The following is a 25,220-nucleotide window of genomic DNA, read 5'->3' on the forward strand; positions in this document are numbered from 1 at the left end:
GGTGAATATCATGTTGATCACGGTGAAGGGACTGCGGTCCTGAAGGGTCGGCAGACGACGGACGGGAGGCCCGGTGCCAGCCGGCACCGAGCCTCCCGTTCGTCAGGTGGTCGCGTCGCGACGGCCGGTCAGTTGTAGTTCGCCACCCGGTTCGGCGAGGTGTTGCCGGCGGGCGTCGGGACGGCGCCGCCGACCCCGTTGATGACGCTCGAGATGGTGCCGACGTCACCGAGGGACACCGTGACGAGACCGTGCGCCTTCACGCCCGGCGTCTGCGGCACCTCGAACGCCCGGTCCGCGTGCACGGACGGGTTCGTGTTGAAGAAGCAGTAGACACCCCCGCCCCAGATCTCGTGCGTGGTGACGTTCGCCGCGACCTTGTACGCCGCGTACCCCGCTCCGGTCGGGCTCTGCCACGAGGCGTTGTCCGGCACGTCGTACGGCATCTCGTTCTGGAAGAAGATCGTCTTGCCGTTGTTGCCGTTCCACTGCACTTCGTACTTCTGGTAGTGCTCGACGAAGAGCCCGGTGGCGAGGACGTCGTTGCCGTTCACCTCGACGCCGGTGGCACCGGTGTTGACCGTCCACCCCGTGGGTGCGCCACCGTGGTCGGCGCGCCACGCCCAGATGTGGTCGATCAGGGTGTCGTCGGCGTTGACCCGCAGCGAGGTGCTGGCCTTGCCCTGGATGCTCGACCCGACGCGGAAGAAGACGTCCTGGATGCTCTGCGGGTTCGCCGCGTGGTCGATGTGCGAGTCCGCCGTCCCCAGTCGGATCAGCTGCGTGCTGTTCTGCGTGCCGGCGTCGACGACGAGGTTCGAGACGTTCACACCAGCGACGTCGTTCGACACCAGGACGGAGTTGCCCTTGGTCGGCACGAGCGTCGGGAAGCCGATGCCGGTCACGACGGTGTTCGCCCGCTGCACGTTGATCGCCGCGTCGAGCTGGTAGGTGCCCGGGGTGAAGAACAGGTTCAGCCCTTGCGCGAGCGCGCTGTTGATCGTCGCCGCCGTGTCACCCGGGTGCGCGACGTAGAAGTTCCGCATCGGGATGTCCGTGCCCGCGGTGTTCGGCCAGGTGACACCGCTCGAGTTCTGCCGGAGCGAGGGGACGAACACGTGGTACTTGTTCGACGAGTCCACGTACAGGTAGGGCTTCTCGCGCGTCGTCGGCGTGGTGGCGAGCGTCGTGTAGCTCTTCGAGAAGTCGTTCGCCGGGGCACCCTGCACTCCCGAGAACGTCATGTTCCAGTTCCCGCCCTGCCACGAACCGAGCGTGGAGTTGCGGGTGTACCACTGCTGCTGCGACCCCGAGGTGACGGTGCCGTCGACCTTGCTGTCCGCGATGTAACCGCCGGACGAGTAGCCCTGGCCGCCGTCCTGGTTCGAGGGGCCCATCGTCAGGTTGCCCTTGATGTGCACGCGCCGCATCGGAGCGGCCTGCGACACGGCCCAGCGGTCGGTACCGCCCTCGGGGACGACCGCGACGTTCTCGACCGACCGCCAGAAGTTCTGCGTGGCGTTCTTCTCGTCGCCCGCGTTCCACCCGGAGTCCACGTTGACCGCGCCGGTGATGGTGACGTCGTCGGGGCTCTTCCCGAGGCCGGCGACCGTCGTGTAGAAGCCGAGGTTCGCCCAGACACGGTTGTAGCTGCCCGGCTTGAACAGGAAGACGTGCCGCTGGGACCCGAACTGCGCCGTGGTGCTGCGGAGCTGCGAGGTGAAGGCGGCGTCGACGTCGGCCTGGATGGTCGAGGTGGGGGTCGATGGGCTGTAGACCTTGACGTTGCTCCCGAAGTCCGGGGTGTCGCTCGTCGTGACCGCCTGCGCCGAGATCGCCGGGACCAGGGCCCCCACGACGCCGGCGCTCACGGCGAGGGCGACGAGACTTCTCATCCGTCGTTGCATGATGCTCGATTCATGACCGGTGCGGCCCCGTTGCCGCACGGACGCGACGGTAGACCCGATCATGCGCGTTCCGCAGTCGGACGAACGGCGGACAAGCGCGGCGTCCCGGAACGTGTTCGGCCGCCTGATCACCACCCGAAGGCGACCAGACGGCCGGGCTCACCACCCTGGGTGAGCGAGCAGGGCGCGGATACCCGGTCCACGCCCCGCGGTCCATCCTGCCCGATCGCGGAGCGCTCCACCGCCCCCAACTCACGGGGGAGAACGGACGGTTCCCGCGTCAGGGTGCCGGAGCGACCGGGATCTCCCAGTAGCTCGGCTGCTCGTACTGCTCCGACCACCCCCGCCGCATGCGCGCGGCGGCACGGTCGAACGCCTCCACCGGGTCGGTGTCACCCGTCAGCAGGGCCTGCAGCCGGAGACCGTCGTACAGGGCGAGCAGCTGCTGTGCGCCCCGCTCCGGGTCCATCGTCGCCGGCTCACGGCCCTCCCGCACGTCCGCGGCGAGTGCCGTGCGGATCGTCTCCCGGAACTGCCGGTAGGCGGACCGGTAGTAGTCGGCACCGTCGACCGAGGGGTCCGTCGCCGCGGCGAGTGTCGACGCGAGCAGGCGCATCAGTCCCGATTCCTCGACGTGCGCGGCCAGCAGGGCGTGCATGAACGCCACCGTTCCGCGCTCCGTGATCATCGGGAGCAGGGGTGCCGACACCGCACGCGTCCAGCGCTCCACCGTCGCCGCGAGGAGGGCGTGCCGGTTCGGGAACAGCCCCTCGAGCTCGGACACGCTCATGCCGCTGCGCTCGGCCACCGCCTCGATGGAGAAGCTCGTCGTCCCGCCGTCGTGCAGGACCGCGATCGCGCCGTTCACGGCGCGGGTGCGCGGGACCTCGTCGTCGGCCGCGTTCTGGTTCGTCAGCGGCGCGAGCGGGTGCTTGCGGAACCACTCGAGCAGGGCGCGGGCCCGCGAGGCCCCGAACTCGGCGTCGCTCGGCCGCTGCGCCTCGAACAGGTCGCTGAAGCCCGGGACCTCGCGCATGAGCGGGTCGAGGGGCTGGAACGCCATGGACCAGTCCGGGAAGGAGCGCTGCTGCACCGGGTCGTCGCAGAGCACCCGGACGTTGGTGTGCCGGGGGTCCAGGCGGATCTGCTCGAAGCGCTGGTGGACGACGTCGTCCTCGCCCTCGATGATGCCGATGCAGTTGCTGTCGCGGTGCGCGAGCATGCCGGTGATGCCGAGGCGCGTGTTCTTCTCGCGTCCGACCGCCAGGATCTGCGCGAGTTCGGAGTCCGAGATCGGTCGGGTCTGCGTGCTGGTGTAGACGAGTGTGCGCACGGTCGGCCTCCCTGGTCGTGGCGGGGCCGGATGCCCTGGCACGAGTCAAACGCGCGACGGGCGACCGCACCAGTCCCGTGTTCGGGTCGCGTGGTCGCGGTGCGTCGGTGCCGGCCGGGAGGCCCGGGGCGGGCCCGTGCTGCGCCTCCCGTCCGGCTCGTGGGACGACGGAGGGCGGGTGACCTCGCGATCACCCGCCCTCGTCGATCAGTGCGGCACTACTTGTGGATCCGACCGGACAGCCCGGTCGTGGTCCCGGTCGTGTAGCCGGTCTTCTTGGCGGTGACGGTCACCTTCAGCCGTTCCCCGACGTCCTTCGACGTCGTCTTGTAGGTGGCCTTGGTCGCTCCGGGGATCGACTTCCCGTCACGCGACCACTTGTAGGTGAACGTGACCCCGCTCGCGTTCCAGGAACCGGGCTTCGCGGTGATGGTCCGGCCGACCTTCCACGACCCGCCGACGGTCGCGCGGCTGCCCTCCTTCAGCGCGAGCTTCGGCGTGGTCGCGACGACCGTGACGGTGGCTCGGGCCTCCCGGCCGGAACCGGCACCGACGGCGGACACGGCGAGCGCGCCGAGGTCCGCGTCGGCCGGGACCTGCAGGGTGCCGGCGACCGCGCCGCTCGACCCGGCGACGGCCGTGTCGACGACCGTCTCACCGGAGCGGAACGTGACGCCTTCGCCCTGGCGGAAGCCCGTGCCCGTGAGCAGGACGGTGGTACCCGGCGTGACCTTCGCAGCGGAGGTGCCGAGCGCCACCGGAGCGGCCGCGGCGGTCCGCTCGGCGCACACGTCACCCTGCTTGCCGACCGGCGCGATCGCCTTCGCCGGCGCCGTGACGCCGTCGTCCTCGCGGACGGTCAGGTTCGTGAACGCGGACGCGCCCATGACGGCGTTGCTGGTGTTCGTGACGCTCACCTTCAGGGCGGAGCTGGGCGTCGCCGAGGCGATGGTGTTGCCGGCCGTCGGCACGGTGACCGCGCGGCAGGTCTCGCCGGGTGCGAAGGTCACGCGCTCCATGCCGACGCCGACGGTGCCGGTCGCCGAGCCGAGGACGCTGACGTACGCGGTGACCGGACGGGACTCGGCACGCGACAGGGAGACGGCGACGTCGGCGGTGCCGGGGCCGGCGCCCTCCTCCACCGCGGTGGGGGCGACGTTCACCGTGGTGCGCGTCTGGGCGACGGCGGTGCCGACGCTCGGGGTGTCGAACGCCAGGTCGGACAAGTAGACCCCGCCGGTGCCGGTGCCGTCGGCCCCGACGCCCGCGGTGAAGCGGACCTCGCGGACGTCGGTGAGGTCCAGGCCGGTCATCGACGCCGTGGGGATCGTCAGCTGCTGCAGGACGATCTTGTTGAGCGTCGTGTTCGTGCCGCCGGGCATCCGGTTGACGGCGAGCGGGTTGACCGCAGACGCAGCGGTCGACCAGGTCCCGCCGGAGCCGTCGAGGATCGTGATCCGGAAGTCGGTGCCGGTGGACACCGCCTCGTCGGGCGCGGTCTTCAGCGTGAGCTGCGTGCTGTCGGAGACGTTGCGTGCCGTCGCGGGGACCGAGACGCGGAGTTCACCGGTGCTCGGCGCTGCCGGGTCGGTGGTGGAGGCTCCGGTCCACAGGAACCGGGTGGTCGGGAACGCGGGGACGTTCGGTGCGAACGAGCCGGGCGTCCAGTGCGGCACCTGGGCCGAGCCCTTGGTGGTGGCGCAGAACGGGTTCGACTGCGGCAGCGTCCGACCGGTCAGGTTCGAGCAGACCGCGGCCGTGGCGCCCCCGACGGTGCGGACGAGGGAGCTCGACTTCGTGAAGTCGGTGACGAGCTTCGTCTTCGAGGTGGGCTGCGCGGCCATGGTCCGGACGTCGGCGAACGGCGTCGCGGTGGTCGCGGGCTTGACCGAACCGTCGAACATCGACTGGAACTGGGTCTCGCCGCCCATGGTGAGGCGGAAGAAGCCGGTCATGTAGCTGACGCCGACCTGGTACTGCTGGTCCGCGGTGAGGCGGGTCGGGCTGGTCGTGGCACAGGTCGACGTGGTGTCGCGGACGTTCCAGTCGTCGCCGGTCGCCGCCGGGTACTTGCCCGGGGTCCACACGGTGTTGAAGAAGTTGTGGTTCGCGCCCATCACCCACACCGCGGAGCGGAGGACCTCGTCACCGAAGGCGTGCCGGGAGTCGTCGATGAAGTGCTGCCCCTGCTGGTTCGACACGTCGCCGTCGCAGTAGGGCAGGAAGACGGCGGTCGGCACGTCGGGCAGCGTCATGCGGCCGAAGTCGACCGGTGCGAGCGGCAGGACCGACTCGATGCCGAACGGCTTCGGGAGCGCTTCGTTGAGGGTGGCGGCCGAGACCACACCCTCACCGCCACGGGAGTGGCCCATGATGCCGACGTGCGTCAGGTCGAACCGGCCCTTGAGCGACGCCGCCGTCACGGTGGAGGCGGCGGCCGGCTGGTCGGTGCGGGTCGTCGCGCGGACGAGGGCGTCGTCGAGCGTGCGGGTCGTGGTCGTGCTCGGGGCGGAGGTCGTCGCCGTCGTGACGTCGTCGTACGAGACGGCCGTCCCGGCGTCGGCCTTGCCGAGCATGTCCAGCGTGTCGAGGATCAGCTGACCGCGGGCCTGTGCGCCGTAGTCGAGGGCGAGCTGGTTGTCGTTCGAGTTCACGGCGTTCGCCGCGATGGAGACCACGTTGTAGCCGCGGGTGGCGAGCGCACGCGCGGTGCCCTCGTACCCGAGGTACGAGCGCACGTTGGACTGGGTCGGACCACAGGGCCAGCGCAGCGGGTTCGCACCGGTGCCCGCACAGGAAGTGTGGCGGCCGTGCAGCAGCACGACGGTCGGACGCTCGCCGGCGGCGCTCGTCAGGTACATCTTCCCGGTGAGCTCACCGCGGATGCCGCCGATCGCCGCGAGGGGGATCGCCTGGTCACCGAAGTCGTACTCGGCCTCGGTCACCTCGTAGGCGCCCGGCGTGGACGGGTCCTCGACCGCGTCCGCCGTGGCGAGGGACTTCATCTGCCGCTTCAGGGTGCGGTTCTCGGGGACGGCCGGGGTGACCGGGGCCGTCGTCGTCTCGGTCGCCTTGTCCGCGTCGCCGCTCGACCAGGCCTTGGTGACGTCCTTCGCGTCGGCGACGGACCGGTCGGCGGTGAGGACCTGCAGGGTCTTCCCGTCCGCCGACTCGGTGGCGAGGCCGATGGGCTCACCGTCGACGACGAGTGTGGGGGCGTCGTCGACCATCGGCAGCGGTGCGTCGAGGTCGAGGGACACGAGGTACCCGCCGGGAGCGGTCGTGACGTCCCAGTCGGAGCCGGAGGCGACGACGGGGTCAGGGGTTGGTGCCGCGAACGCAGGGGCTGCGGTCAGGACGAGGGCGGGAGTCAGCGTGGCGGTGATCGCCAGTGCGGCGAGCCGACTCCGGGAACGGGTTCTGGACAAGGGGCTCCTCGAGTGAAGGGGTTCTCAAGAGGAAGCTTCGAGGAGCGTGAGCGTTCGCCGAGCATCGGAAACGGGCTCGTAACCAACACTTGACGGGCGGGAAACACCGGCGCCCCGCCTCAGCCACGGAACGCGATGAACGGCTCCAGCAAGCGGCTGGACCGTCCGGTCGGACCGCTCGAGCCGCACGGGTGCGGCGATCGCGGAGGTCACCGCGTCACGCTCCGGCGAGCAGCGCGTCCGTCTCCTCCGCCGTCGGCGCGGTCGCCGGCCCGGACCGGGTCACCGCGAGCGCCGCCGCCACGTTGGCCCGGCGGACCGCGTCCGGGAGGCCCGCCCCACGCCCCAGCGCGGCGGCCAGCACGCCGGCGTGCGCGTCCCCCGCCCCGTTCGTGTCGACCGCGACGACGGGGAACCCGGGGACCAGGACCGGTGTGCCACCGGACTCGACGACCCAGCAGCCGTGGGCACCGTCCCGGACCAGGGCGGTCCCCCGCGCTGTCACCGCGATCGCGGCGGTCGCCGCAGCGAGGGTGGTCGACGTCGGGGAGAGCAGTCGTGCCTCCCGGCTGTTGGCGCTGACCACGTCCGACCGTGCGGACACGGCGGCCAGGAGGTCTCCGGGCAGGGTGTCGACGAGCGGCGACGGGTCGAACACCACGCGGACGGACGGCGGGACGGTCTCGAGCCAGTCGGCGATGGCCGCACCGTTCACCGGGTGCGCCAGGCTGTAGCCCGACACGAAGACGATGTCGTCGTCCTGCAGGTCCACACGGTCCAGGTCGGCGCGGGTGAGCTGCCCTTCCGCGCCGACGCTCGTGACGAAGGTGCGCTCGGTCGTGGCGTCGACGAGCGCCACGCAGTAGCCGCTGTCGACGTCGGCGAGCCCGGGCTGCACGACGGTGACGCCCGAGTCGGCCAGCGCCCGCCGGACGACGTCCCCGAAGGGGCCGGTGCCGTACTGCCCGGCGAACACGACGTCCATGCCGTCCCGGCGGGCGGCGACCATCGTGTTCAGGCCGCCACCGGCCGTGATCTCGGAGCCCGCGGCGATGACGTCCCCGCCCGGCTCCGGGAGGGCGTCGATGCGCATCACGATGTCGACGATGACGTTGCCGACCGAGACGAGGCGGCCCATCAGACCGTGTGCTCGGTGTGCGGCAGCGGAGCGGACTGGTCGGGCTGCTCGTGCAGCGTGCCGCGGGGGCCGCCGGTCAGCAGGTAGACCGCCGCCGCGACGATGAACGTGACGACCCAGCCGAGGCCGTTCACGCCGATCCAGGTGTCCGAGAACGCCCCGACGAACACCGGGTCGGCGTCGCCCACCTGGACGTTCGTGAACAGGAAGCCGACGACGATCGCGACGACCCAGGCGATGACTGCGGGCCAGGCGACCCCACCGGCGTACCAGTAGCGGCCACCACGGCGGAGGTCGAGCAGCGCTTCCGGGTCGTACCAGGTGCGGCGGAGCATGTCGGCGATGAAGACACCGAGCCAGGCCGTGATCGGCACGGCGAGCACCGAGATGAAGGTGATGAACGGGGCGTAGAAGCCGTCGGCCACGAGCATGAAGTACATGGCGCCGAGCGTGGTGATGACGACGTCGACCGCGACGGCCCAGACCCGCGGCACCTTCACGCCGAGGGTCAGCGTGGTGAGGCTCGCCGAGTACACCGACAGGTGGTTCGACAGCAGCAACCCGCCGAACGCGGCGATCAGGTACGGCACGGCCATCCAGCTCGGCAGCATGTCGCGGATCGCGGCGACCGGGTCCCCGGCCTGCGCCAGGGTCGGGTCACCGGCGGACACGAGCGAGCCGAGTCCGACCAGGACGACGAGCGGGATACCCGCACCGGCTGCACTCGCGGCGACGAGCTTGCCGGCGCGGACGCTGGTGCGCGTGTACCGGGCGATGTCGGCGCCCGCGGTGGCCCACCCGATACCGGTCCCGGCCGCGATCGTCCCGATGCCGATCACCATCGCGGCGACCGGGCCGGCGGGCTGCGCGCCGACGACGTCCCAGTCGATGCGGGCGACGAGGAACACCGCGACGAAGACGTTCAGCGCACCGAAGACCCACGTCGCCCACTTCTGCACGGCGACGATGAACGCGTGCCCGAGCCCGGAGATGAGCACCGTGGCGGCGACGAAGACCAGGATCGCGACGATCGTGATGACCGGGTGCGCCTTCGAGCCCCCGTCGGTGCCGAAGAGGATCGTGAACAGCGACAGCAGCACGAACGCGGCGGTCGTGGTGTTCACGGTCTCCCAGCCCAGGCGGCTCAGCAGCGAGATGAACGTCGGGCCGACGTTGCCGCGGACGCCGAACACCGCGCGGCTCAGGGTCAGGCCCGGCGCTCCCCCGCGGCGTCCGGCGATCGAGATGACCCCGACCACGGCGAACGAGCCTGCGGCGCCGATCACCGCGACGAGGAGCGCCTGCCAGACGGTCAGTCCCTGGAAGGCGACGAGCGTGGCACCGAGGGGGAGCCCGAGGATCGAGATGTTCGCGGCGAACCAGACCCAGAACAGCGCGCCGGGCGTCCCGGTGCGTTCGGCGGCCGGCACCGGCTCGATGCCCCGCTGCTCGACGGTGGTCAGGGTCCCGGCGCGGGTGGTGGCGTCGGTCGGCGTGCTGGTCATCAGGTCCTCTTACGTCATCGGAAGGGTGCGAGGGGGAAGCCGGGCGGCGGCAAGGGGGGAACCGCCGCCCGGCGGTCTGGGTGCCGCTACCGGCCGGGGCCGGTGCGGAGGTCGAGGAGGCGCTCGGTGAGCTCCTCGAGGTGCAGGTCGTTGACGGTCTCCACCTGGTGGACCGCGTCGGCGGACCAGGCGACCGCACCGTGCACGGCACCGAGGACGGCGCCGGCCATGGCGGCGATCGTGTCGGTGTCGCCACCGATGCTCGCCGCGGTGCAGACGGTCCGCCAGGGGTCGAGGTCGAGCGCCACGAGCGCGAGCGCGGCGACGACGGACTCCTGCGACGCGACGCTCGTGCCGATCAGCCCGGACACGACGTCGATCCGTTCGGCGTCGGGGACCGTGGCCAGGTGGCCGCGTGCCCACTCCGTGCGGTCGGCGATCGAGCCACCGGCGACCCAGTGGCCACGGGTCTCGCCGATCCGGGCGGCGGCGACGGCGACGTCGAGCGCCTCGGCACGCGTGGCGCCGTCGATGCCGGCCGAGACCGCTGCCGCGACCGCGCTGGCCCCCGCGATGCCGAGCCCGGTGTCGTGGGTGACCCGGCAGGCGTCCTGCACGGCGTCCACCAGTCCGGCGAGCCCGTCGGACCCGGTACCGAGCGGTGTCGCGATCCCGACCGGGGTGATCCGCATCGCGGCACCGTTCGTCGTGCCCGTCGAGCCCGCTTCGGACGCGGGGACACCGTCGAGGATGCGCTGCACGGCGGTCTTCGTGCTCGGCCCGAGCAGGTCGAGGGAGCCCTTGGCCGCCATCGTCCGCTCCCAGTCGATGAGCGCGCGGGCGAAGTCGACGGGGTCCAGCCGACCCTGCCCCTGCACGAGCAGTTCGGCGACGAGGACGGCCTGCTCGGTGTCGTCGGTGATGCTCCCCGCCGGCATGCCGTGTGCGATGCGCTGGTTCGGCCCGGCGTCGACGAACCCGCTGATCACCCCGTGGTCGGAACGGATCTGCTCGAGCGACAGCGACTGCGTCGGCATCCCGAGGGCGTCGCCGATCGCCAGGCCCCGGAAAGCGGCGAGGGCGTGCTCGGCGGCGGTGCTGGTCGTCGTCATCGTGCGCTCCCGAACGTCATGTGGATGCGGAACCGGCTCGGGTCGAGCAGGCTGTCGACAGCCTCCACGAACGTGCCGTCGGCCGTGCGCGAGACGCGTCGGCTGTGGAGGAACGGGTCGCCCGCAGTCCTGTGGAGGAGCACCGCGTCCTCCTCGGTCAGCGGGAGCACGTCGACCCACTGCTCGGCGAGCGCCGGCACCAGGCCCGTCTCCGCGATCGTGGCGGTGAGCGACCCGTCGACGAGACCCTCGTCGACGGCTCGGGCGAGCCTCCCGAACGGCGGAACCAGGCTGCGTTCCAGGGAGATGTCCGGTCCCCCGGCCACGTGCCGGACGCGGTCGACGGCGACGAAGTCGGCGTCGTCGAGCCCGAGCTCCGCGGCGACCGCCGGCGCGCTCACCGCGGCGATCCGGAGGACGCGGACGGCGACCTCGGTGCCCGTCGCCTCGAGGGACCGGGCCCAGCCGCTCCTGGGGTCGAGCGCGGCGCCGTCGAACGTGACGACCGAGCCGATGCCGCCGCGGATCGCGATGTACTCCTCGTCCGCCAGGTCGGCGAGCGCCGCCCGCACCGTCCCGCGGCTGACGGCGAACCGCTCGGCCAGGTCGTGCTCCCCGGGCAGGCGCTGGCCCGGGGCGTAGCGGCCCGTCGCGATCGCGTCGCGGAGGGCATCGGCGACGAGGCGTCGCTTCGGTGGGACGGGCATGCAGAGGAGACTACATGTACAAGACCTGTCCAGTCACGTCGGGGCCGTTCGGACGCATGCGGTCAGTTCCCCCAGACGTTGGGGACGACCTCGTGCAGCGCAGTCGGCCCCCGGTCGGTGTAGCCGTCGGACACCAGCGAGACCCGGTGTCCGTCGTCGCCTTCCATGGTCACGAGCACCTCCGCGGCCGGCACATCGGTCCCGCCGCACGTCGCCCAGTCGTCCGGGCTGGCCGGGTCGGGGTTCTCCGCGATGAGGCACGCTCCGCCGTTCGACGCCGCAGCCACCCAGTAGGTGGTGCCGTGCCACGCACCGGCACGACGCTGGCCGTTCAGCACCACCTCGTCGAGCGTCGAAGCGGCCGCCTCCGTGTCCGGCAACGCGTCCGTCGCCGCGAAGGGCCGGTGCAGGATCGCCAGGTGCTCCGGCAGCCCCGGCGTCGCGGACGCCGTCGGCCTCGCTGCGGCTGCCGATGGTGGCGTCCCGCCGTCGGGTGCGTCGGTGCACCCCGTCATGCCGATCGTCACCGTCGCCATGACGACGGCTGCGCAGAGTGCGGTCAGTGTCCGCATCGTGTTCCCCCCGGTCCGTGCTCGCACCGTAGCAGTGGTCGGCTCGCCCTCGGCGGCCGAGGTCAGGAGACGGGCACGCTCACGCCCCAGTCCGCCGTCCGGCGCCCATCACGGGATCGGGACGGGGTCCCACGCGCCGTTCAACCGGAGGGTGAAGCGCAGGGGCTCGTCGTTCGGCCGGAACGACGTGCTGGGCCCGAAGTCGAGTCCGTCCGTCTTCGGCACGCTGGCCCCGACGCTGACCCGCTGAGACGCGTCCACCGGGTCGACCGAGTCGGCCGCTGCGATCTTCTGCTGGAGCTCCCCGACGGACGTGTCCGGCAGGTCGAGCTGCTCGAGGACGTCGCGGTACGCGTCGACGCCGGCCTTCGCGCCCTCCACCGGCACGGCGTTGACGCGGAGGTGGAACAGCCGCCCCTGCGGCAGGATCACCTTGCCCGACTGGTCCGTCATCTCCTGCGCGTTGTCGAGGGCGTCGAAGATCACCTGGGTCGCCTGGACCCGGACCTCCTCGCCGCCGGGGAGCAGGAACCGGACCGGACGTCCCCCGCCGGACTCCGAGCCGTACGCACCGACCTGGGTCCGCGCGCCTTCCGGGACGTCGGTGTCGATCCCGAACGCCTCGACCGAGGGCGGCACCGTCAGGTCCCAGGTCTCGACCCCGTTCTCGACCGTCATCGCCGTCGGTTCGGGGCCGACGTGGCTCACGCTTTGACGAGCCGTGACGCTGTTGCTCGGCTCGCTGACCGAGCCCATGGGTTCGGCAGCCACACACCCCGCGAGCAGGACGGCGAGCAGGACGGTGATCACCGCCGCCGGGAGGCGCCGCAAGCCGCCTCCCGCGCCGTTGCTGGTGGCGCGTCCCGGATCCCGATGTTCTTTGCTCATGTGCTCCCCGATGTCCCATTGCCATCACCTGACCGGGCGTCCTTGGTCCCGGGTCATCCGCGCCCTTGGAAACCGAGCTCAGGAAACGGGTAGCGGGTCCCAAGCGCCGTGGAACTCGAGGAGGAAGGTCGGATCGTCCCGGTCCGGGCGGAAGGCGGTGCTCACGCTGAACCGGAAACCGTCTGTCTTCGGGATGCTCGCACTCACGCCGACTCGCGGTGAGCTGAGCGGGTCGACGGTTGCGGCACGTTCGATTTGCTCTTGCAACTCGGACACGGTGTCATCCGGCAAGCCGAGTTCTTGCAGGGCTTTACGGTACGCAGCCACACCCGCCTCGGCTCCCTGAGCAGCCGGGGCATCGACGCGGAGGTCGAAGAACCGCCCCGCCGGCGAGAGCTCCTTGCCGGTCGCTCGACTCGTGATCGCCTGGTCGTTCTCGCTGAGCTCGAACACCACCTCGTTCGCTCGGACGTCGACGTCTTCTCCCCCCGGGAGCAGGAAGCGGACAGGACGACCACCGGGGGTGGACGAACTGTAGGCGCCGACCATCACGGTGTCGTCGGGATCGATCCCGAATGCCTCGGCTGTGGGCGGAACCGTGAGGTCCCAGACCTCCACACCGTCCTTGATCGCCATTGCTGTCGGACGGGGACCGTGGTGGTCCACGTCGTGTGCTGCACGGTCCGCGGGGGCAACGGGAACGGCTTCAGGACGGGACGGGACGACCGCTGCTGCGCATGCGGAGAGGAGCAACGACGTCACGACCACTCCCACCCCGATGCCGACTCGTCTGCGGCGTCCCCGTCCGAAGTACATCACGGGATCGGGACGGGGTCCCACGCGCCGTTGAGCCGCAGGGCGAAGAGCAGCGGCTCGTCGTTCGGCCGGAACGACGAACTCACGCCGAAGTCGAGCCCGTTCGTCTTCGGCACGCTGGCGTTGGCACCGACTGGTTGGGACGCGTCCACCGGGTCGACCGAGTCGGCTGCTGCGACCTTGTCCTGGAGCTTCCGAACGGACGTACTCGGAAGGTCGAGCTGCCGGAGGACGTCCCGATACCCGTCGACACCGGCATCTGCGCCCTCGACCGTCAGGGCATCGACCTGGAGGTGGAACAGCCGACCTTCGGGCAGGGTCACCGCACCCGAGTCGTCCTTCCGCTCCTCTTTGCTGTCGAGTGCGTCGAAGATCACCTGGGTCGCCTGCACCTGGACCTCCTCGCCGCCGGGAAGCAGCAGCCTGACCGGGCGACCGCCGGGACCCGTGGAGGCATAGGCGCCGACGAGGGCGGCGGTGTTCTCCGGGACGTCCGTGTCGATCCCGAACGCCTCGACCGAGGGCGGCACCGTCAGGTCCCAGGTCTCGACCCCGTTCTCGTATGACCTGGCGGTGGGTTCAGGGCCTCGATGGCTCACGCCGTGCTCGCTTCCGTCGGAGGTGGACGACCCGACGGGCGCCGGGTCGGGGGGTCCGGGCGTGCACCCGGTGAGGAGCACGACCACCAGGGCGGCGATCGCGGGCCCGAGGACGCGGGTCGGTGTCATCGCCATCTGAACTCCGTGTCGTGCAGGTCGTCCACCAGGTCGCCCAGGCGGTGGTCGAGTCGTCGGTCCTGGATCCGGTCGGGGACCGACCCGGCGACGAGCTCGCGCGCACGCTCCGGGTCGTCGTGCGCGAGGGTCTGCCAGGCGGGCAGGGTGTCGTGTTCGATGTAGTCCCAGCGGACCGGGAAGTCGGAGAGGTTCTGCGACGGGATGTACACCGTCTCGGTCACGCCCTGCACCCCGGGCACCGTCGGCAGTGCATCCACCGTGACGGACGCCCCGCCCTCGTACTGGCCGAGTGTCTTCGTCCCCGGGATGGACGCATCCCCGACGATGCCGAGCACCGTGGTGAAGGCCTCACCGGTGACGGGATGGTCCCGCATCGTGTTGTACTGGCGCTGGATCGTGTCGTGCTGCTCCCGGTACAGCAGCGCCCCGTTCCCCCGGTCGACCAGGTCCTGCGACCCGGTTCGCATCCCCGTGTCGATGTCGTTCCAGGCGTCTTCCGCGTACTGTGCCGACACTGCCTGCTCGGACGGGGACTGGTCAGCGCCACCAGCGAGCAGTCCAGCCGCGCGGAGCTCCTTGACACCGTCCATCCCGGCGTCGAGGTACGCCTCGTGCATGGTGGAGGCATCGAGGAAGATGCCCTTCTGCATGTCGAGGAACGTCTTCTCGTAGAAGGCGATCTCGTTGTCGCCCATGGTCGCGAGCACGTCCGTGAGCGGCCGCATCGACTGCGGCAGCAACGGTGTCACCTCGCCGATGTGGTCGCGGAAGGAGTGCAGGTCGAGGAACCCGGCGGCGAAGTCCGGCCCGACCATGTTCGCCATCCCCGCCCACATGAAGTCCGGGTTGTCGAGGTAGAGCTGTGCGTAGTACTGGTACGACCCCGTCACCTGTCCGAGCAGCGCCTCTGCGCCCCGAGCGGTGTCCCAGGTGGCCATGTCGATCCCCACCTTCTCCGCTGCCCGCGACACGTACATGCGCTGCAGCACGGTCGCGAAGTCGACCGGATCGGCTCCGCGGGCGCGCTCCGCCTGGACGATCGCGGAGTACACGGTCGACGGGGTGCCCCATGCGGGCGGTGTCGTCACCAGGGCGTCGAGCACCTCGGGGTGCGCGGCGAGCCACGCAGCACCGACGTCGGCGTCCATGTGCCGGAGGACCTCGACCGGGTCCTGGCCCTGCGTCGTCAGGTAAGCGGCGACCGCGAGGTCGAGCGCGTGGTTCGTGAGGGTCCCGCTGCCGGCGTGCTCGAACGCGGCGGCCACGTGCTCCATCCACGTGACGTCGGCGTCGTTCTCGTCGACGAAGCGCGACCCGTTGTCGAGGAAGCCGGAGCCACCGACCGGCACCCACGAGGAACTCGACGTGAACCGTGTCCAGGCGTCCGCGACCTCCTCCAGGTGCTGCCGCATGGTGGTGTTGCACGACCGGGACTGCGTCGCGAAGGACCGGAGGGCATCCGGTTTCGCGCTGCTGGTCCCCGATGCGTTGCCGCTGCTCGTCCGCGTTCGCTGCGAGGCGGTGAACGCGACGGAGATCGTCGACGGCCGGACCGCGGGCTCGGACGGTCGGGGGTCGAACAGCTCCTCGATGTCGCTGACGACGGGACCGAGCGGCTGGGTCCGTCGACGCTCGTCCCGGTCGGCCTCCCGACCCTCCCAGGCCCGCACCTCGTCGAGCCGTCGGTTCTCCTCCGCGGCCTGCTGCTTCGCCCGCTCGACCTGTTGTGCGAGGTCGTCCATCGCACGAGCGAGCCGACCCCGCTCCGAGGACTCGGTGACGCTCGCCGTCCGGAACAGTTCGGCGTACCCCCCGCGGAACTCCTGCATCGCGGTCTCGACCGCGCCTCGCCGGGCACCGCTCTGCCCGGTGAAGGCTCCGTCCGCGGACTGCGCCGCCCTGATCAGCGCCCCCGCTGCAGCATCGTCGAATTCGACCCCCATGGGTGGCATGGTAGCCACGTTGCCCGGGCACCGGTACGGCTTCGTACTCCGGACCCGTTCAGCGCTCGGAACGCGGACCGCCCCTGACGATGAGCGCGACCATGAGCGCCGCCGCCCCCAGCAACAGGAGACCGAGCGGACCCGCTGCCCCACCGAAGCTCGCGGCCACACCGAGCCAGACGACCCCGCCCAACGCCATCAGCCCGGCCAGGACGCCCGCTCCGGCGTCGAGCAGCTCGCGGGGTGCCGGCACCACCACCAGCGCGATCACCGTGAGCACGGCCGCTGCCGGCGCACCCCACGTGAGCAGCCCGTACGCGATCCCGTTGTACGAGGCCAGTCCGAGCGGGTAGCTCACGATCAGGAAGGGCAGTGGCAGGACCATCAGCACGTCGACGACCACGACGAGCAGTGCGAACAGCCGCCAGCGGCGACGGACGCGCGGTCGCGGTTCCGACATGGTCTCCCCCTCGTCACCGCGCACGGTCGGCGCGGCCCCCGCCCTCAGTCTGCCGGACCGGGCCGGTCGCGGCCGGGAGGCCCGTGGCGGTGCCGCGGTGCGCCTCCCGGCCGCCACACGGTGGCGACTACAGGACGACGACCGTCGTGCCGGCCGCCGTCGCCGGCCGGTCCATCGCGGCGAGCGCCGCCGGCGCGTCCTCGAGCGCGATCGTCCGCCCGACCAGCGGTGCCGGGTCGAGACGGCCCGCGGCGATCTCGGCGAGCATCGCCGGGTACTCGTGCGCGGACATCCCGTGGCTGCCGAGCAGTTCGAGCTCGAGGCCGATGACGCGGCCGAGGTCGACCTGCGGGCTGGCGTCCGCGCCGGCGAGGAGCCCGACCTGCACGTGCCGACCGCCGGGGCGGAGGGCGGCGATGCCCTGCCGCACCAGGGCGGCGCGTCCGAGCGCCTCGACGACGACGTGCGCGCCGCCCTCCGTCGCCGCTCGGACCTGCTCGTCGACGTCGTCCGTCCGCGCGTCGACCGTGGTGGTGGCGCCGAGGGTGCGGGCGAGCGCGAGCGCCTCGGCGGAGACGTCCACTGCGGTCACCCGTGCACCGCGGGAGACGGCGACGACGATCGCCGAGAGCCCGACTCCCCCGCAGCCGAACACGACGACGTGCTCGCCGGGGGCGGTTCGGGCGCGGTTCACGACCGCGCGGTAGGCGGTGGCGAACCGGCAGCCGAGTCCGGCGGCGGTGGCGTCGTCGATGGCGTCCGGCACCGCGACGAGGTTCGTGTCCGCGTGGTGCACGACGACCCGCTCGGCGAAGGACCCGGGCCGGTCGAACCCGGGCTGGGTCTGGTTCGGGCAGATGCTCTGGCGGCCGGCGACGCACGTGGGGCAGGTGCCGCACGCGTTCACGAACGGGGCGGTGACGCGTGTGCCGGCCTGCCACTGCCGGACCTCGTCCCCGACCTGCTCGACGACGCCGACGAACTCGTGTCCGGGGACGTGCGGCAGCGACACCGTGTCGTCGTGCCCGCGCCAGGCGTGCCAGTCACTGCGGCAGACGCCGGTCGCGACCACGCGGACCACGGCGGCGTGCGGCGGACACTCCGGGTCGGGGACCTCGGTGACGGCCGGCGTCGCGGAGAAGGCGGTGAAGGTCACGGCGCGCATGGGCACGATCCTCCCATCCCGGCCCGTAGTGTCGACGGCGTGGTGACCGCCAGGACGTTCCCGTTCTCCCCGCGCAGCGCCACCGCGCTCCGGGTCGGGGACCTCGTCCCCGTGCAGGGCGAGAGCGGGCGGTGGTCGTGTCTGCAGGTCCTCGAACTGCAGCCGCGCGTCCGCGTGAACCTCGTCGTCGGGATCCTCGACTGGCGGGCGGACGGGCCGCCGTCACCGGAGACCGTCAGCGGCGTCGCGCCGCTCGAGCGTGCTGCGACCCGGATCGAGGTGTTCACCGAGGGCGGCCTCCAGGTCGTCGGATCGGTGCCTCCGAGTGACGCCGGACAGGAGACCTGGTTCGGCCCGGCGTACATCGGCAAGCGGACGCGTGTTTGGGGCTGGATGGCCGCCATCCGGCTGGCTCGCGGGTACGCCGACACCGGGATGCTGCCGTACCGCTCCTCGGGGCCGGCTGGTGAGGGAGGCCCGACGGTCAGTCCGCCGGGTGGTCGCTGACCGGACGCGTGCCCGAGGAGTGCGCACCCGGAGCCGGGGTCGTGCGCTCCCGGACCAGTGTGGACACCTCGTCGATCGTCTCGGCCAACGACCGCTCCCCGGTCCCCGCCGCCCACTGCTCGAGGGCGACCTGGAACACGAGCACGCCGAGTTCCGCGACGACGGTCGCCTGCAGCGGGGTCTGTCCACGCTCGACGAAGGCGGCCTGCGCGGCACGGACCAGGTCGGACCGCTTGCGGGCGTCCCGGTCACGGAGTTCGTCGTTCCCCTCGATGATCCGGCGCCAGGCGGCGGTCTGCTCGTGGTGGCCGTCGAAGCGCGCCGCCGAGATCTGGTGCAGCACGTGCCGGACGACCTGCGTCGGGTCGAGGTCCGCCGGTGCGCCGACGATCAGTCGCGCTGCGGTCTCGGGGATCTCGGACCCGGCGAAGACGACCTCGCGCTTGTCGGTGAAGTGCCGGAAGAACGTCCTGGTGGTCAGCCCGGCGCGCGCGGTGATCTGCGGCACCGTCGTGGCGGCGAACCCCTGCTCGGCGAAGAGCTCGAACGCGGCGCGCTCGAGCCGTCCTCGTGCATCCGGAGCCCATCGCATCGTCCGATCGTAGCTGACGACACGACGTGTCATGAGGCGTACGATGACATCACGTGTCATCGCGATGATCGGCACCGGAGAGCGAGGAGCCCGCATGACCGCCGACGACCCCACCACCACGAACGCCGCACTGTTCCTGCTCAGCCCTCGCGGCCCCTTCGAGGTCCGGCCCACCCCGGTGCCGACCCCAGCCGCCGGCCAGGTCGTCGTCCGCGTCCGTGCCGTGGCGGTGAACCCCGTCGACGCGATCACCGGCCCGCTCCGGCGCCTCGTGACCCCGTGGGTGCGCTTCCCGACCGTCCTCGGCAGCGACGTCGCCGGCGAGGTCCTCGCCGTCGGACCGGACGTCACGGCCCTCGCGGTGGGCGACCGGGTGACCGCGTTCGCCGCCGGACAGGAGAAGCCGCGGAACAGCACGGCCGAGGGCGGGTTCCAGCGGATCGTGACCGTCCTCGAGCGCGTCACCACGCGCCTCCCGGACGACCTGTCATTCGAGCAGGCCTCCGTCCTGCCGCTCGCGCTGGCGACGGCGGCTGCGGGCCTGTACGAAGCCGACCAGCTGGCCCTCCCCCTGCCGGGCGACGGCACGGACCGGAGCGACCAGGTGGTCCTCGTCTGGGGCGCGTCGACGAGCGTCGGGAGCAACGCCGTCCAGCTCGCCCGTGCCAGCGGCTACACGGTGGTCGCGACCGCCGGTCGGGCGAACCACGACCTCGTCCGTTCCCTCGGCGCCGACGCCGTCCTGGACTACCGGGACGACGACGTGGACGCCGAGGTCGTCGCGGCACTGCGGGGCCGTCGGCTCGCGGGCACGATCGCCATCGGTAGTGGGTCGCTCGGGCACGCCCTGCGGATCATTCGTCGCGCATCCGGGGCGAAGCGCATCGCGTCCGCCTACCCCGATCCGGTCACCGCGGTGCGGTCACGGATCGCCCGCCTCCGCGGCATCCGCGTCTCCGCCATCTGGGGCGGGACCCCGGTGGTCTCCCCCGTCGGTCCGGCCGTCTTCCGCGACTTCCTGCCCGCGGCGCTGGCCGACGGGCGCTTCCGCGCAGCCCCGGAAGCGATGGTCGTCGGACACGGACTGGAGGCCCTCCCCGGCGCCCTGCAGACGCTGCGGAACGGCGTGTCCGCCCGCAAGGTCGTGGTGTCGATGGGCGACTGAGCCCCCGCGCCTCGAGGCCGTCGATCAGGCGAGCGAACCCACGACGCGGTAGCCGTACCCGTCGGCAGCGAGGGGGCGGTGCAGGCGGGCGTGCGTCGCCGCCCACATCCGTCCCAGGTAGCGGAGTCGTTCCGGGGCCATGCCACGAACGGTCAGGTCCACGTCCTGGGCTCCCGGCTCCTGCAGCACCAGGGTGCGCAGGGTGCCGGTCGGGTCGAGGGTGACGTGCTTGGCGGTGGTGCTGGTCATGGTGGAGCTCCTTTGTCGCGTTCCGTCCGGGACCCGGAGGGTCGGGGGCGTGCGGTGTCCCACGCTCCTCGGTCCGGCGTGCGCGTGGACACAGGCGCAGGGGACACACGGTCCCGGTGCGCCTGACGTGCAGCCGCGGTGGAGTCAACGTCAGCCGTGTGCCCGAACTCGTCAGTCCACGACGCAGTGGGTGACCGCGTCCAGTTCGAGTGTCGATGCCTCGTGTCCGGGCGGCGGGACAGGAGACTCCACGTCGACGAACAGGTCTCCGGAGCGCGTCGAGACGACCAGCCGCGAGACGCCACCGGTGTCGTCGTCCGTCTCCACCTCGACGGAGCGGCCGTGTGCCTCGGCGTCCTCGCGGATGGCGTCGATCGCGTCCTGGACGTCGTCGACCTCGTAGGACTCGAGGTCCACACTCGACCAGTCGACGCCGTCGTACCCGACGGACAGGTCGCAGATGTCCCCGCGCAGCCATTCCATGTCGTCGGACGATTCGCTGCCGGGCTCAGGGGCGGAGCCGGACGGCTGCGGCTCCGGCAGCGTGGCGACGGCATCGGCGTGGACCTGCTCCAACTCGTCGCGCATCGAGTCGGGGTCCTGCCGTTCTGCGGCCGTGGTGCGGTCGAGCGCGGCCCGGTACTCCTGCGCGTCCGGGATCCGGGTCGCGAAGAGCGCCGGCGCCAGCAGTGCCGTCAGGAGCAGGCCCGCGGCGCCGCCGACGAGCGCACCCGCGAAGGACTGCGACCGTCGGACGACGCACAGGACGGCGAGCACGACGGCACCCGCCATCGGGACCAGTCCGCCGAGGACGATCGCGAGGACCCACACGTGGAGGTACTCGAACGCGTTCGCAGGGTCCCCGAACGACGAGTCGAGGCTGAACCCGACCAGGATGCAGAACGCGACGACCGCGAGCACCGGGCCCAGGACCGCCAGGGCGATCGACCACTGCCGCAGTCGAGTGTCCCGATGGACCACCAGGTCGTCCCGCTGCACGTTCGTCATGATCCCCCCGACCAGTCAGTCACCACCGTAGCCAGGGAGCACGCTCCGCGTCCGGTCGACGTGGATCTCCCCCGGTGGTTCGGCGCCCCAGCGCTACCGACCGTCCTTCCCGAGCATCGCGACGAGCGACGTCGCCAGCCAGGAGTCGACGTCCACCGGGACGGGTCCGACCTCGGACGCCGGGACGTCCCCGCGCGCGATCGCCGCGAGGCTCCGCGCCTGCAGTGACAGCCCGAGGTCCATCGCCTGGATCGGGTTGCCGCCCGCGGCCGTGAGGTTGATCATCCGCGTCCCGGACAGCGTGACCACCTCGCGGCCGTCGACCAGGCGGTGCAAGACGCGCGCGTCCGGGTCGGAACCCGGCCCCGACAGGGCTGTGGTCTCCGCGGTCACCGCGAGCAGGGCCTCCAGGTCGAGCTCGAGTCCCTCGTGACCGACGCCCGCGATGACCACCCCGTCGCGGAGCAGGGCGATCTCGGCGGAGCCGATCACGCCCCGCGCGCCGGTCGCGAGGAAGAGCAGTTCGGTGCCGGGCAGCACCGCCTCCATCGGGCCGACGCGGTGCCCGCGCATGATCGCCTCGAGCGCGCGGAACGGGTCCGTGTCGACGACGCTCACGACGGCCCCGAGGTTCCGGAGCGTGTCCGCGACGCCCTTGCCGCACGGGCCGTACCCGACCACGGTGGCACGGGCGCCCGGCACCATGGCGTTCGTGGCGTTCATGAAGCCCTGCACGATGCTCTGCCCGACGCCGTGCTCGTTCTCGACGATGAGCTTCAGCCGGCTGTCGTTGATGACGACCACCGGGAAGTCCGGCGCCTGGGGCAGGGCGCGGACGGCGATGCCGCCGGTGGTCGTCTCCTCCGTCGCGCCGAGGAACGTGCTCGACCGCGGCGCCCCCCTGGTCAGCTTCGCGATGAGCTCGCCGCCGTTGTCCATCACCAGGTCCGGCAGGGCGGCCAGCAGCTCGTCGAGGTTCCGGTCGTGCTGCTCGGCGTCGTCACTGCGGCCGCCGATCACCGTGACGCCGAGCGTCCGGAGGGCCTCCGCCGTCTCGGGCACGGTCGTGCCGACGTTGCCGGTGATCGTCACGCGGGCACCCTGGTCGAGCAGCCACCGGCACAGGACGGCGGTCTTCGGCTCGATGTGGATGCAGATGCCGACGTGCAGCCCGGCGAACACCGGGGCGTCCTGCTCGATGCTGGCCGCGAGGAGCGGCATCGAGCGGGTGGCCCAGTCGATCGCCGGGGAGCCGGAGGGGGTGAGGGTGAGGGTGCGGGCATGACGGTGCTTCCTGTTCCGAGAGGTGGGAGGTGCGGGGTCGGGCCGCTGCTCCCCCGCCTGCTGTGCAGGAGAAGGAGCCGTCGGCCTGGAGGCGCGGTGCGCGCCCGTCACGCGTCTACGGATGGAGCTCGCGGCGGCTGTCGTCGCTGCCGTACAGGTCGGCCTTCTCGGCGGAGACGATCGGCGTCCAGCGCGGGGCGGCGACCGCTGCGCGCTGGCGCGGCGGCACCGCGCTGACGGTGCGGACGCGCGTGGTCATCGGGGCTCCGGGAGGCTCGTGGGGACGGGTCGATCCTGTCACGTCCGGTGCGTGGCGTGGCCGTCGCTCGGATCTCGTCGCTCGCTAGGGTCACTGCTGTGAACGCACCCTCGCCGTCCGTGGTCGCCTTCTGGGAGGCGCGTCGCCGCGACTCCCCCGAACTGCCCGCGACCGTTCCCCCCGCGTGGGCGTTCGGTGCGACCCCGGACCACGCGGACGCCCTGCTCGACCTCGTGCTCGCCGGCGTGAAGGACGGGACCGCGTCCTCGCTCTGGGACTACGAGGCCACCGGTGAACCCCTGCCGGAGGCAGGCGAGTACAGCATCATCCTCGACGGCACCGACGAGCCGCGAGCGGTGCTCGTGTCGACCGACGTCCGGATCGTGCCGTTCGACCAGGTCAGCGTTGAGCACGCCCGCGCCGAGGGTGAGGGCGACCGCACCCTTGCCTACTGGCGCGCGTCGCACGAGCGGTACTGGCGGGAGCACTCGGAGAACCCGCGGGGGTGGGCGTCGGACATGCCGGTGGTGTGTGAACGGTTCCGGGTGCTGTGGCCGGAGGAGACCGACGGGCCAGGCTCGCCAACGCCCTGAGGATGCTGTCGTCACCGCATCCAGGCGCCCGTCGTCTCGAGGGGCCGGCCGTCGCCCTCAGGCCGCTCGGCGCTCAGGTGCCGGACGTCGACGCAGGCTGGCCTCCAGGACCGCCGGCGGCGCGTACTGCTGGTCGAGCCGTCCGACGTCCGTGCCCGGCGGGACGATCGCGTCGATCCGGTCGAGGACCTCGTCCGACAGCGCCACGTCGGCGCCTGCGAGCAGGTCGTCGAGCTGCTCCATCGACCGCGGGCCGATCAGTGCACTCGTGACGCCGGGATGCGCGATCGCGAACGCCATCGCGAGGTGGGTCATCGGGATGCCCGTGTCCTCGGACAGCGCGACGACCTGCTCGACGGCGTCGATGCGTCGCTCGTCCTGGTTGTGGCGGAACATGCCGACACGGGCGAGGTCGCTCTGCTGGCCCTTGCGGAACCGACCGGTCAGCATGCCGCCGGCCAGCGGGCTCCAGACGAGCGCGCCCATGCCGTAGCGCTCGACGACGGGCAGGACCTCGCGCTCGATGCCGCGGTTCAGGATCGAGTAGGTCGGCTGCTCCGTCCGGAACCGCTCCAGGCCCCGGCGCTCCGAGGTCCACTGCGCCTCCACCTGGAGCGACCCCGGGAAGTCACTCGTGCCGATGGCACGCACCTTGCCGCTGCGCACCAGGTCGGTCAGCGCCGACAGGGTCTCCTCGAGGTCGACCGTGTCGTCCGGTCGGTGTGCCTGGTACAGGTCGATGTGGTCGGTCTGCAGACGGCGGAGCGAGTCCTCCACAGCGCGCATGATCCACCGACGGGAGTTCCCGCGGCGGTTCGGGTCGTCCCCCATCGGCCCGTTGAACTTCGTGGCGAGCACGACGTCGTCACGGCGACCCGCGAGCGCCTTGCCGAGCAGGGTCTCCGACCCACCCTGCGAGTAGCGGTCGGCGGTGTCGATGAGGTTGATGCCGGCGTCCAGTGCCCGGTGGACGATCCGGATCGAGTCCTGTTCGTCACCGTTGCCGATGCGGCCGTCAGTGCCGAGCATCATGGCGCCCAGCGCGAAGGGGCTGACCTGGATGCCGGTCTTGCCGAGGGTGCGGTACTGCATGGGTTCCTCCTGTCGATGGCGTCCCGAGTGCAGATGTCGTAGGCTGACTCGAAGTGGAACGCTCTTCCGGAACTATACGGAACGCCTTTCCGTTTCACAACCCCCATCCGAGGAGGACCCGTGCGTGCCGACGCCCGCCGCAACCTGGACGCGCTGATCGACGCCGCGAAGGCCGTCTTCGCCTCCGACGGCGTCGACGCCCCTGCCAAGGCCATCGCCGACCGGGCAGGTGTCGGCGTCGGCACCCTGTACCGTCACTTCCCCCAGCGATCCGACCTGGTCGTGGCGGTGTTCCAGCAGGCCGTCGAAGCCTGCGCGGACGCCGCCGACGACCTGCGCGCAGCACACGCGCCGGACGAGGCGCTCGTTCGGTGGCTCCAGCGGTTCACGGAGTTCGTCGCCACCAAACGCGGGCTCGCCGCCGCGCTGCAGTCCGGCGACGCCGCCTTCGCAGCCCTGCCCGCCTACTTCGTCGCACGCCTCGGTGGCACCCTGGCGGAGTTGCTCGACGCAGCGTCAGCAGCCGGAACGGTCCGCGCCGACATCGACGCACCCCAGCTGCTCCGGGCGGTCGCCGACCTGTCCCACGGTGCGGCGACGCCCGAGCAGAGCCAGCAGCTCGTCGGGCTCCTGGTCGACGGGCTGCGCTACCGCGCCACCGTGTGACCACCGCTGCCCCGGTGACGAGTTGCTTCGTGCTGTCGGCGATGGGTCCGCCAGTCGGGATGACGGTCAGCAGGGCGGCGTCATCGGACTTCGT

The 25,220-nt window shown here is 71.8% G+C and carries 24 protein-coding genes; 4 read left to right on the top strand and 20 right to left on the bottom strand.

All coding sequences use genetic code 11. The features are described from left to right. Nucleotides 1–128: 128 nt before the first annotated feature. The 14 genes from DEJ16_RS05710 to DEJ16_RS05775 all read right to left on the bottom strand — a co-directional run bounded on the left by DEJ16_RS05710 (nt 129) and on the right by DEJ16_RS05775 (nt 17,711). Complete coding sequence (locus DEJ16_RS05710) at nt 129–1,895, bottom strand: hypothetical protein (protein ID WP_110824397.1); 1,767 nt, start codon at nt 1,893–1,895, stop codon at nt 129–131. A gap of 292 nt (nt 1,896–2,187) precedes the next feature. Beyond that, on the bottom strand, nt 2,188–3,240 hold the full coding sequence (locus tag DEJ16_RS05715) for a BLUF domain-containing protein (protein WP_181419466.1): 1,053 nt from the start codon (nt 3,238–3,240) through the stop codon (nt 2,188–2,190). A gap of 218 nt (nt 3,241–3,458) precedes the next feature. Further along, entirely contained in the window at nt 3,459–6,668 is a 3,210-nt protein-coding gene (locus DEJ16_RS15700; protein ID WP_181419467.1) for a hypothetical protein, read from the bottom strand. A 217-nt stretch (nt 6,669–6,885) separates the two neighbouring features. Then, nucleotides 6,886–7,806, bottom strand: a complete 921-nt coding sequence (locus DEJ16_RS05725; protein WP_110824400.1) for a PfkB family carbohydrate kinase — start codon at nt 7,804–7,806, stop codon at nt 6,886–6,888. After that, nucleotides 7,806–9,311 carry a cytosine permease gene (locus tag DEJ16_RS05730; protein WP_110824401.1) on the bottom strand — a complete coding sequence of 502 codons (1,506 nt, stop codon included), beginning with the start codon at nt 9,309–9,311 and terminating at the stop codon, nt 7,806–7,808. The genes DEJ16_RS05725 and DEJ16_RS05730 overlap by 1 nt, the downstream gene beginning before the upstream one ends. Before the next feature lie 86 nt (nt 9,312–9,397). Further along, nucleotides 9,398–10,423: an ADP-ribosylglycohydrolase family protein gene (locus DEJ16_RS05735; RefSeq protein WP_110824402.1), complete on the bottom strand. Its 1,026-nt coding sequence runs from the start codon at nt 10,421–10,423 to the stop codon at nt 9,398–9,400. Then, on the bottom strand, nt 10,420–11,130 hold the full coding sequence (locus DEJ16_RS05740; protein ID WP_110824403.1) for a GntR family transcriptional regulator: 711 nt from the start codon (nt 11,128–11,130) through the stop codon (nt 10,420–10,422). Before DEJ16_RS05740 ends, DEJ16_RS05735 begins: the two co-directional genes overlap by 4 nt. 62 nt (nt 11,131–11,192) lie before the next feature. Continuing rightward, the gene (locus DEJ16_RS05745) at nt 11,193–11,702 is read right to left on the bottom strand and encodes a hypothetical protein (RefSeq protein WP_110824404.1); all 510 of its coding nucleotides are present in this window, start codon (nt 11,700–11,702) and stop codon (nt 11,193–11,195) included. 108 nt (nt 11,703–11,810) lie between these two features. Continuing rightward, nucleotides 11,811–12,533, bottom strand: a complete 723-nt coding sequence (locus DEJ16_RS05750; RefSeq protein WP_181419468.1) for a hypothetical protein — start codon at nt 12,531–12,533, stop codon at nt 11,811–11,813. 135 nt (nt 12,534–12,668) lie between these two features. Further along, nucleotides 12,669–13,226, bottom strand: coding sequence for a hypothetical protein (locus DEJ16_RS05755; RefSeq protein ID WP_110824406.1), 558 nt, complete (start codon nt 13,224–13,226; stop codon nt 12,669–12,671). 179 nt (nt 13,227–13,405) lie between these two features. Beyond that, the gene (locus DEJ16_RS05760; RefSeq protein WP_110824407.1) at nt 13,406–14,140 is read right to left on the bottom strand and encodes a hypothetical protein; all 735 of its coding nucleotides are present in this window, start codon (nt 14,138–14,140) and stop codon (nt 13,406–13,408) included. Beyond that, entirely contained in the window at nt 14,131–16,086 is a 1,956-nt protein-coding gene (locus DEJ16_RS05765) for a hypothetical protein (RefSeq protein WP_110824408.1), read from the bottom strand. The genes DEJ16_RS05760 and DEJ16_RS05765 overlap by 10 nt, the downstream gene beginning before the upstream one ends. A gap of 58 nt (nt 16,087–16,144) precedes the next feature. Continuing rightward, nucleotides 16,145–16,546 carry a hypothetical protein gene (locus DEJ16_RS05770; RefSeq protein ID WP_110858034.1) on the bottom strand — a complete coding sequence of 134 codons (402 nt, stop codon included), beginning with the start codon at nt 16,544–16,546 and terminating at the stop codon, nt 16,145–16,147. 127 nt (nt 16,547–16,673) lie between these two features. Then, nucleotides 16,674–17,711 (bottom strand): zinc-binding dehydrogenase, encoded by a 1,038-nt coding sequence (locus tag DEJ16_RS05775; protein ID WP_110824410.1) that lies wholly within the window; start codon nt 17,709–17,711, stop codon nt 16,674–16,676. A 39-nt stretch (nt 17,712–17,750) separates the two neighbouring features. On the opposite strand from DEJ16_RS05775, the gene DEJ16_RS05780 reads away from it, so the two are divergent. After that, a complete protein-coding gene (locus DEJ16_RS05780) occupies nt 17,751–18,218 on the top strand; it encodes a hypothetical protein (protein ID WP_110824411.1) in 468 nt (155 codons plus the stop codon). Here the strand turns inward: DEJ16_RS05780 and DEJ16_RS05785 are convergent. Beyond that, nucleotides 18,196–18,810 (bottom strand): TetR/AcrR family transcriptional regulator, encoded by a 615-nt coding sequence (locus DEJ16_RS05785; RefSeq protein WP_181419469.1) that lies wholly within the window; start codon nt 18,808–18,810, stop codon nt 18,196–18,198. The two genes, DEJ16_RS05780 and DEJ16_RS05785, sit on opposite strands and share 23 nt — an antisense overlap. Nucleotides 18,811–18,904: 94 nt before the next feature. On the opposite strand from DEJ16_RS05785, the gene DEJ16_RS05790 reads away from it, so the two are divergent. Further along, a complete protein-coding gene (locus DEJ16_RS05790) occupies nt 18,905–19,975 on the top strand; it encodes a zinc-binding alcohol dehydrogenase family protein (RefSeq protein WP_110824413.1) in 1,071 nt (356 codons plus the stop codon). A 24-nt stretch (nt 19,976–19,999) separates the two neighbouring features. On the opposite strand, the gene DEJ16_RS05795 is transcribed toward DEJ16_RS05790, so the two are convergent. From DEJ16_RS05795 to DEJ16_RS15705, 4 genes are all read right to left on the bottom strand, one after another. Next, entirely contained in the window at nt 20,000–20,224 is a 225-nt protein-coding gene (locus DEJ16_RS05795; RefSeq protein WP_110824414.1) for a hypothetical protein, read from the bottom strand. 171 nt (nt 20,225–20,395) lie between these two features. After that, on the bottom strand, nt 20,396–21,232 hold the full coding sequence (locus tag DEJ16_RS05800; protein ID WP_110824415.1) for a hypothetical protein: 837 nt from the start codon (nt 21,230–21,232) through the stop codon (nt 20,396–20,398). A 93-nt stretch (nt 21,233–21,325) separates the two neighbouring features. Next, on the bottom strand, nt 21,326–22,627 hold the full coding sequence (locus DEJ16_RS05805) for an adenosylhomocysteinase (protein ID WP_220032661.1): 1,302 nt from the start codon (nt 22,625–22,627) through the stop codon (nt 21,326–21,328). A gap of 4 nt (nt 22,628–22,631) precedes the next feature. Next, a complete protein-coding gene (locus DEJ16_RS15705; RefSeq protein WP_181419470.1) occupies nt 22,632–22,775 on the bottom strand; it encodes a hypothetical protein in 144 nt (47 codons plus the stop codon). 98 nt (nt 22,776–22,873) lie between these two features. Here DEJ16_RS15705 and DEJ16_RS05810 point away from each other — a divergent pair, with 98 nt between their 5' ends. Next, the gene (locus DEJ16_RS05810; protein ID WP_258365837.1) at nt 22,874–23,368 is read left to right on the top strand and encodes an ASCH domain-containing protein; all 495 of its coding nucleotides are present in this window, start codon (nt 22,874–22,876) and stop codon (nt 23,366–23,368) included. A gap of 57 nt (nt 23,369–23,425) precedes the next feature. On the opposite strand, the gene DEJ16_RS05815 is transcribed toward DEJ16_RS05810, so the two are convergent. After that, entirely contained in the window at nt 23,426–24,460 is a 1,035-nt protein-coding gene (locus DEJ16_RS05815; RefSeq protein ID WP_110824416.1) for an aldo/keto reductase, read from the bottom strand. Between the two features lie 120 nt (nt 24,461–24,580). Here DEJ16_RS05815 and DEJ16_RS05820 point away from each other — a divergent pair, with 120 nt between their 5' ends. Further along, complete coding sequence (locus DEJ16_RS05820) at nt 24,581–25,126, top strand: TetR/AcrR family transcriptional regulator (RefSeq protein WP_110824417.1); 546 nt, start codon at nt 24,581–24,583, stop codon at nt 25,124–25,126. Nucleotides 25,127–25,220: the final 94 nt, after the last annotated feature.

This window comes from Curtobacterium sp. MCJR17_055 (assembly GCF_003224335.1).
Taxonomy (GTDB): Bacteria; Actinomycetota; Actinomycetes; order Actinomycetales; family Microbacteriaceae; genus Curtobacterium.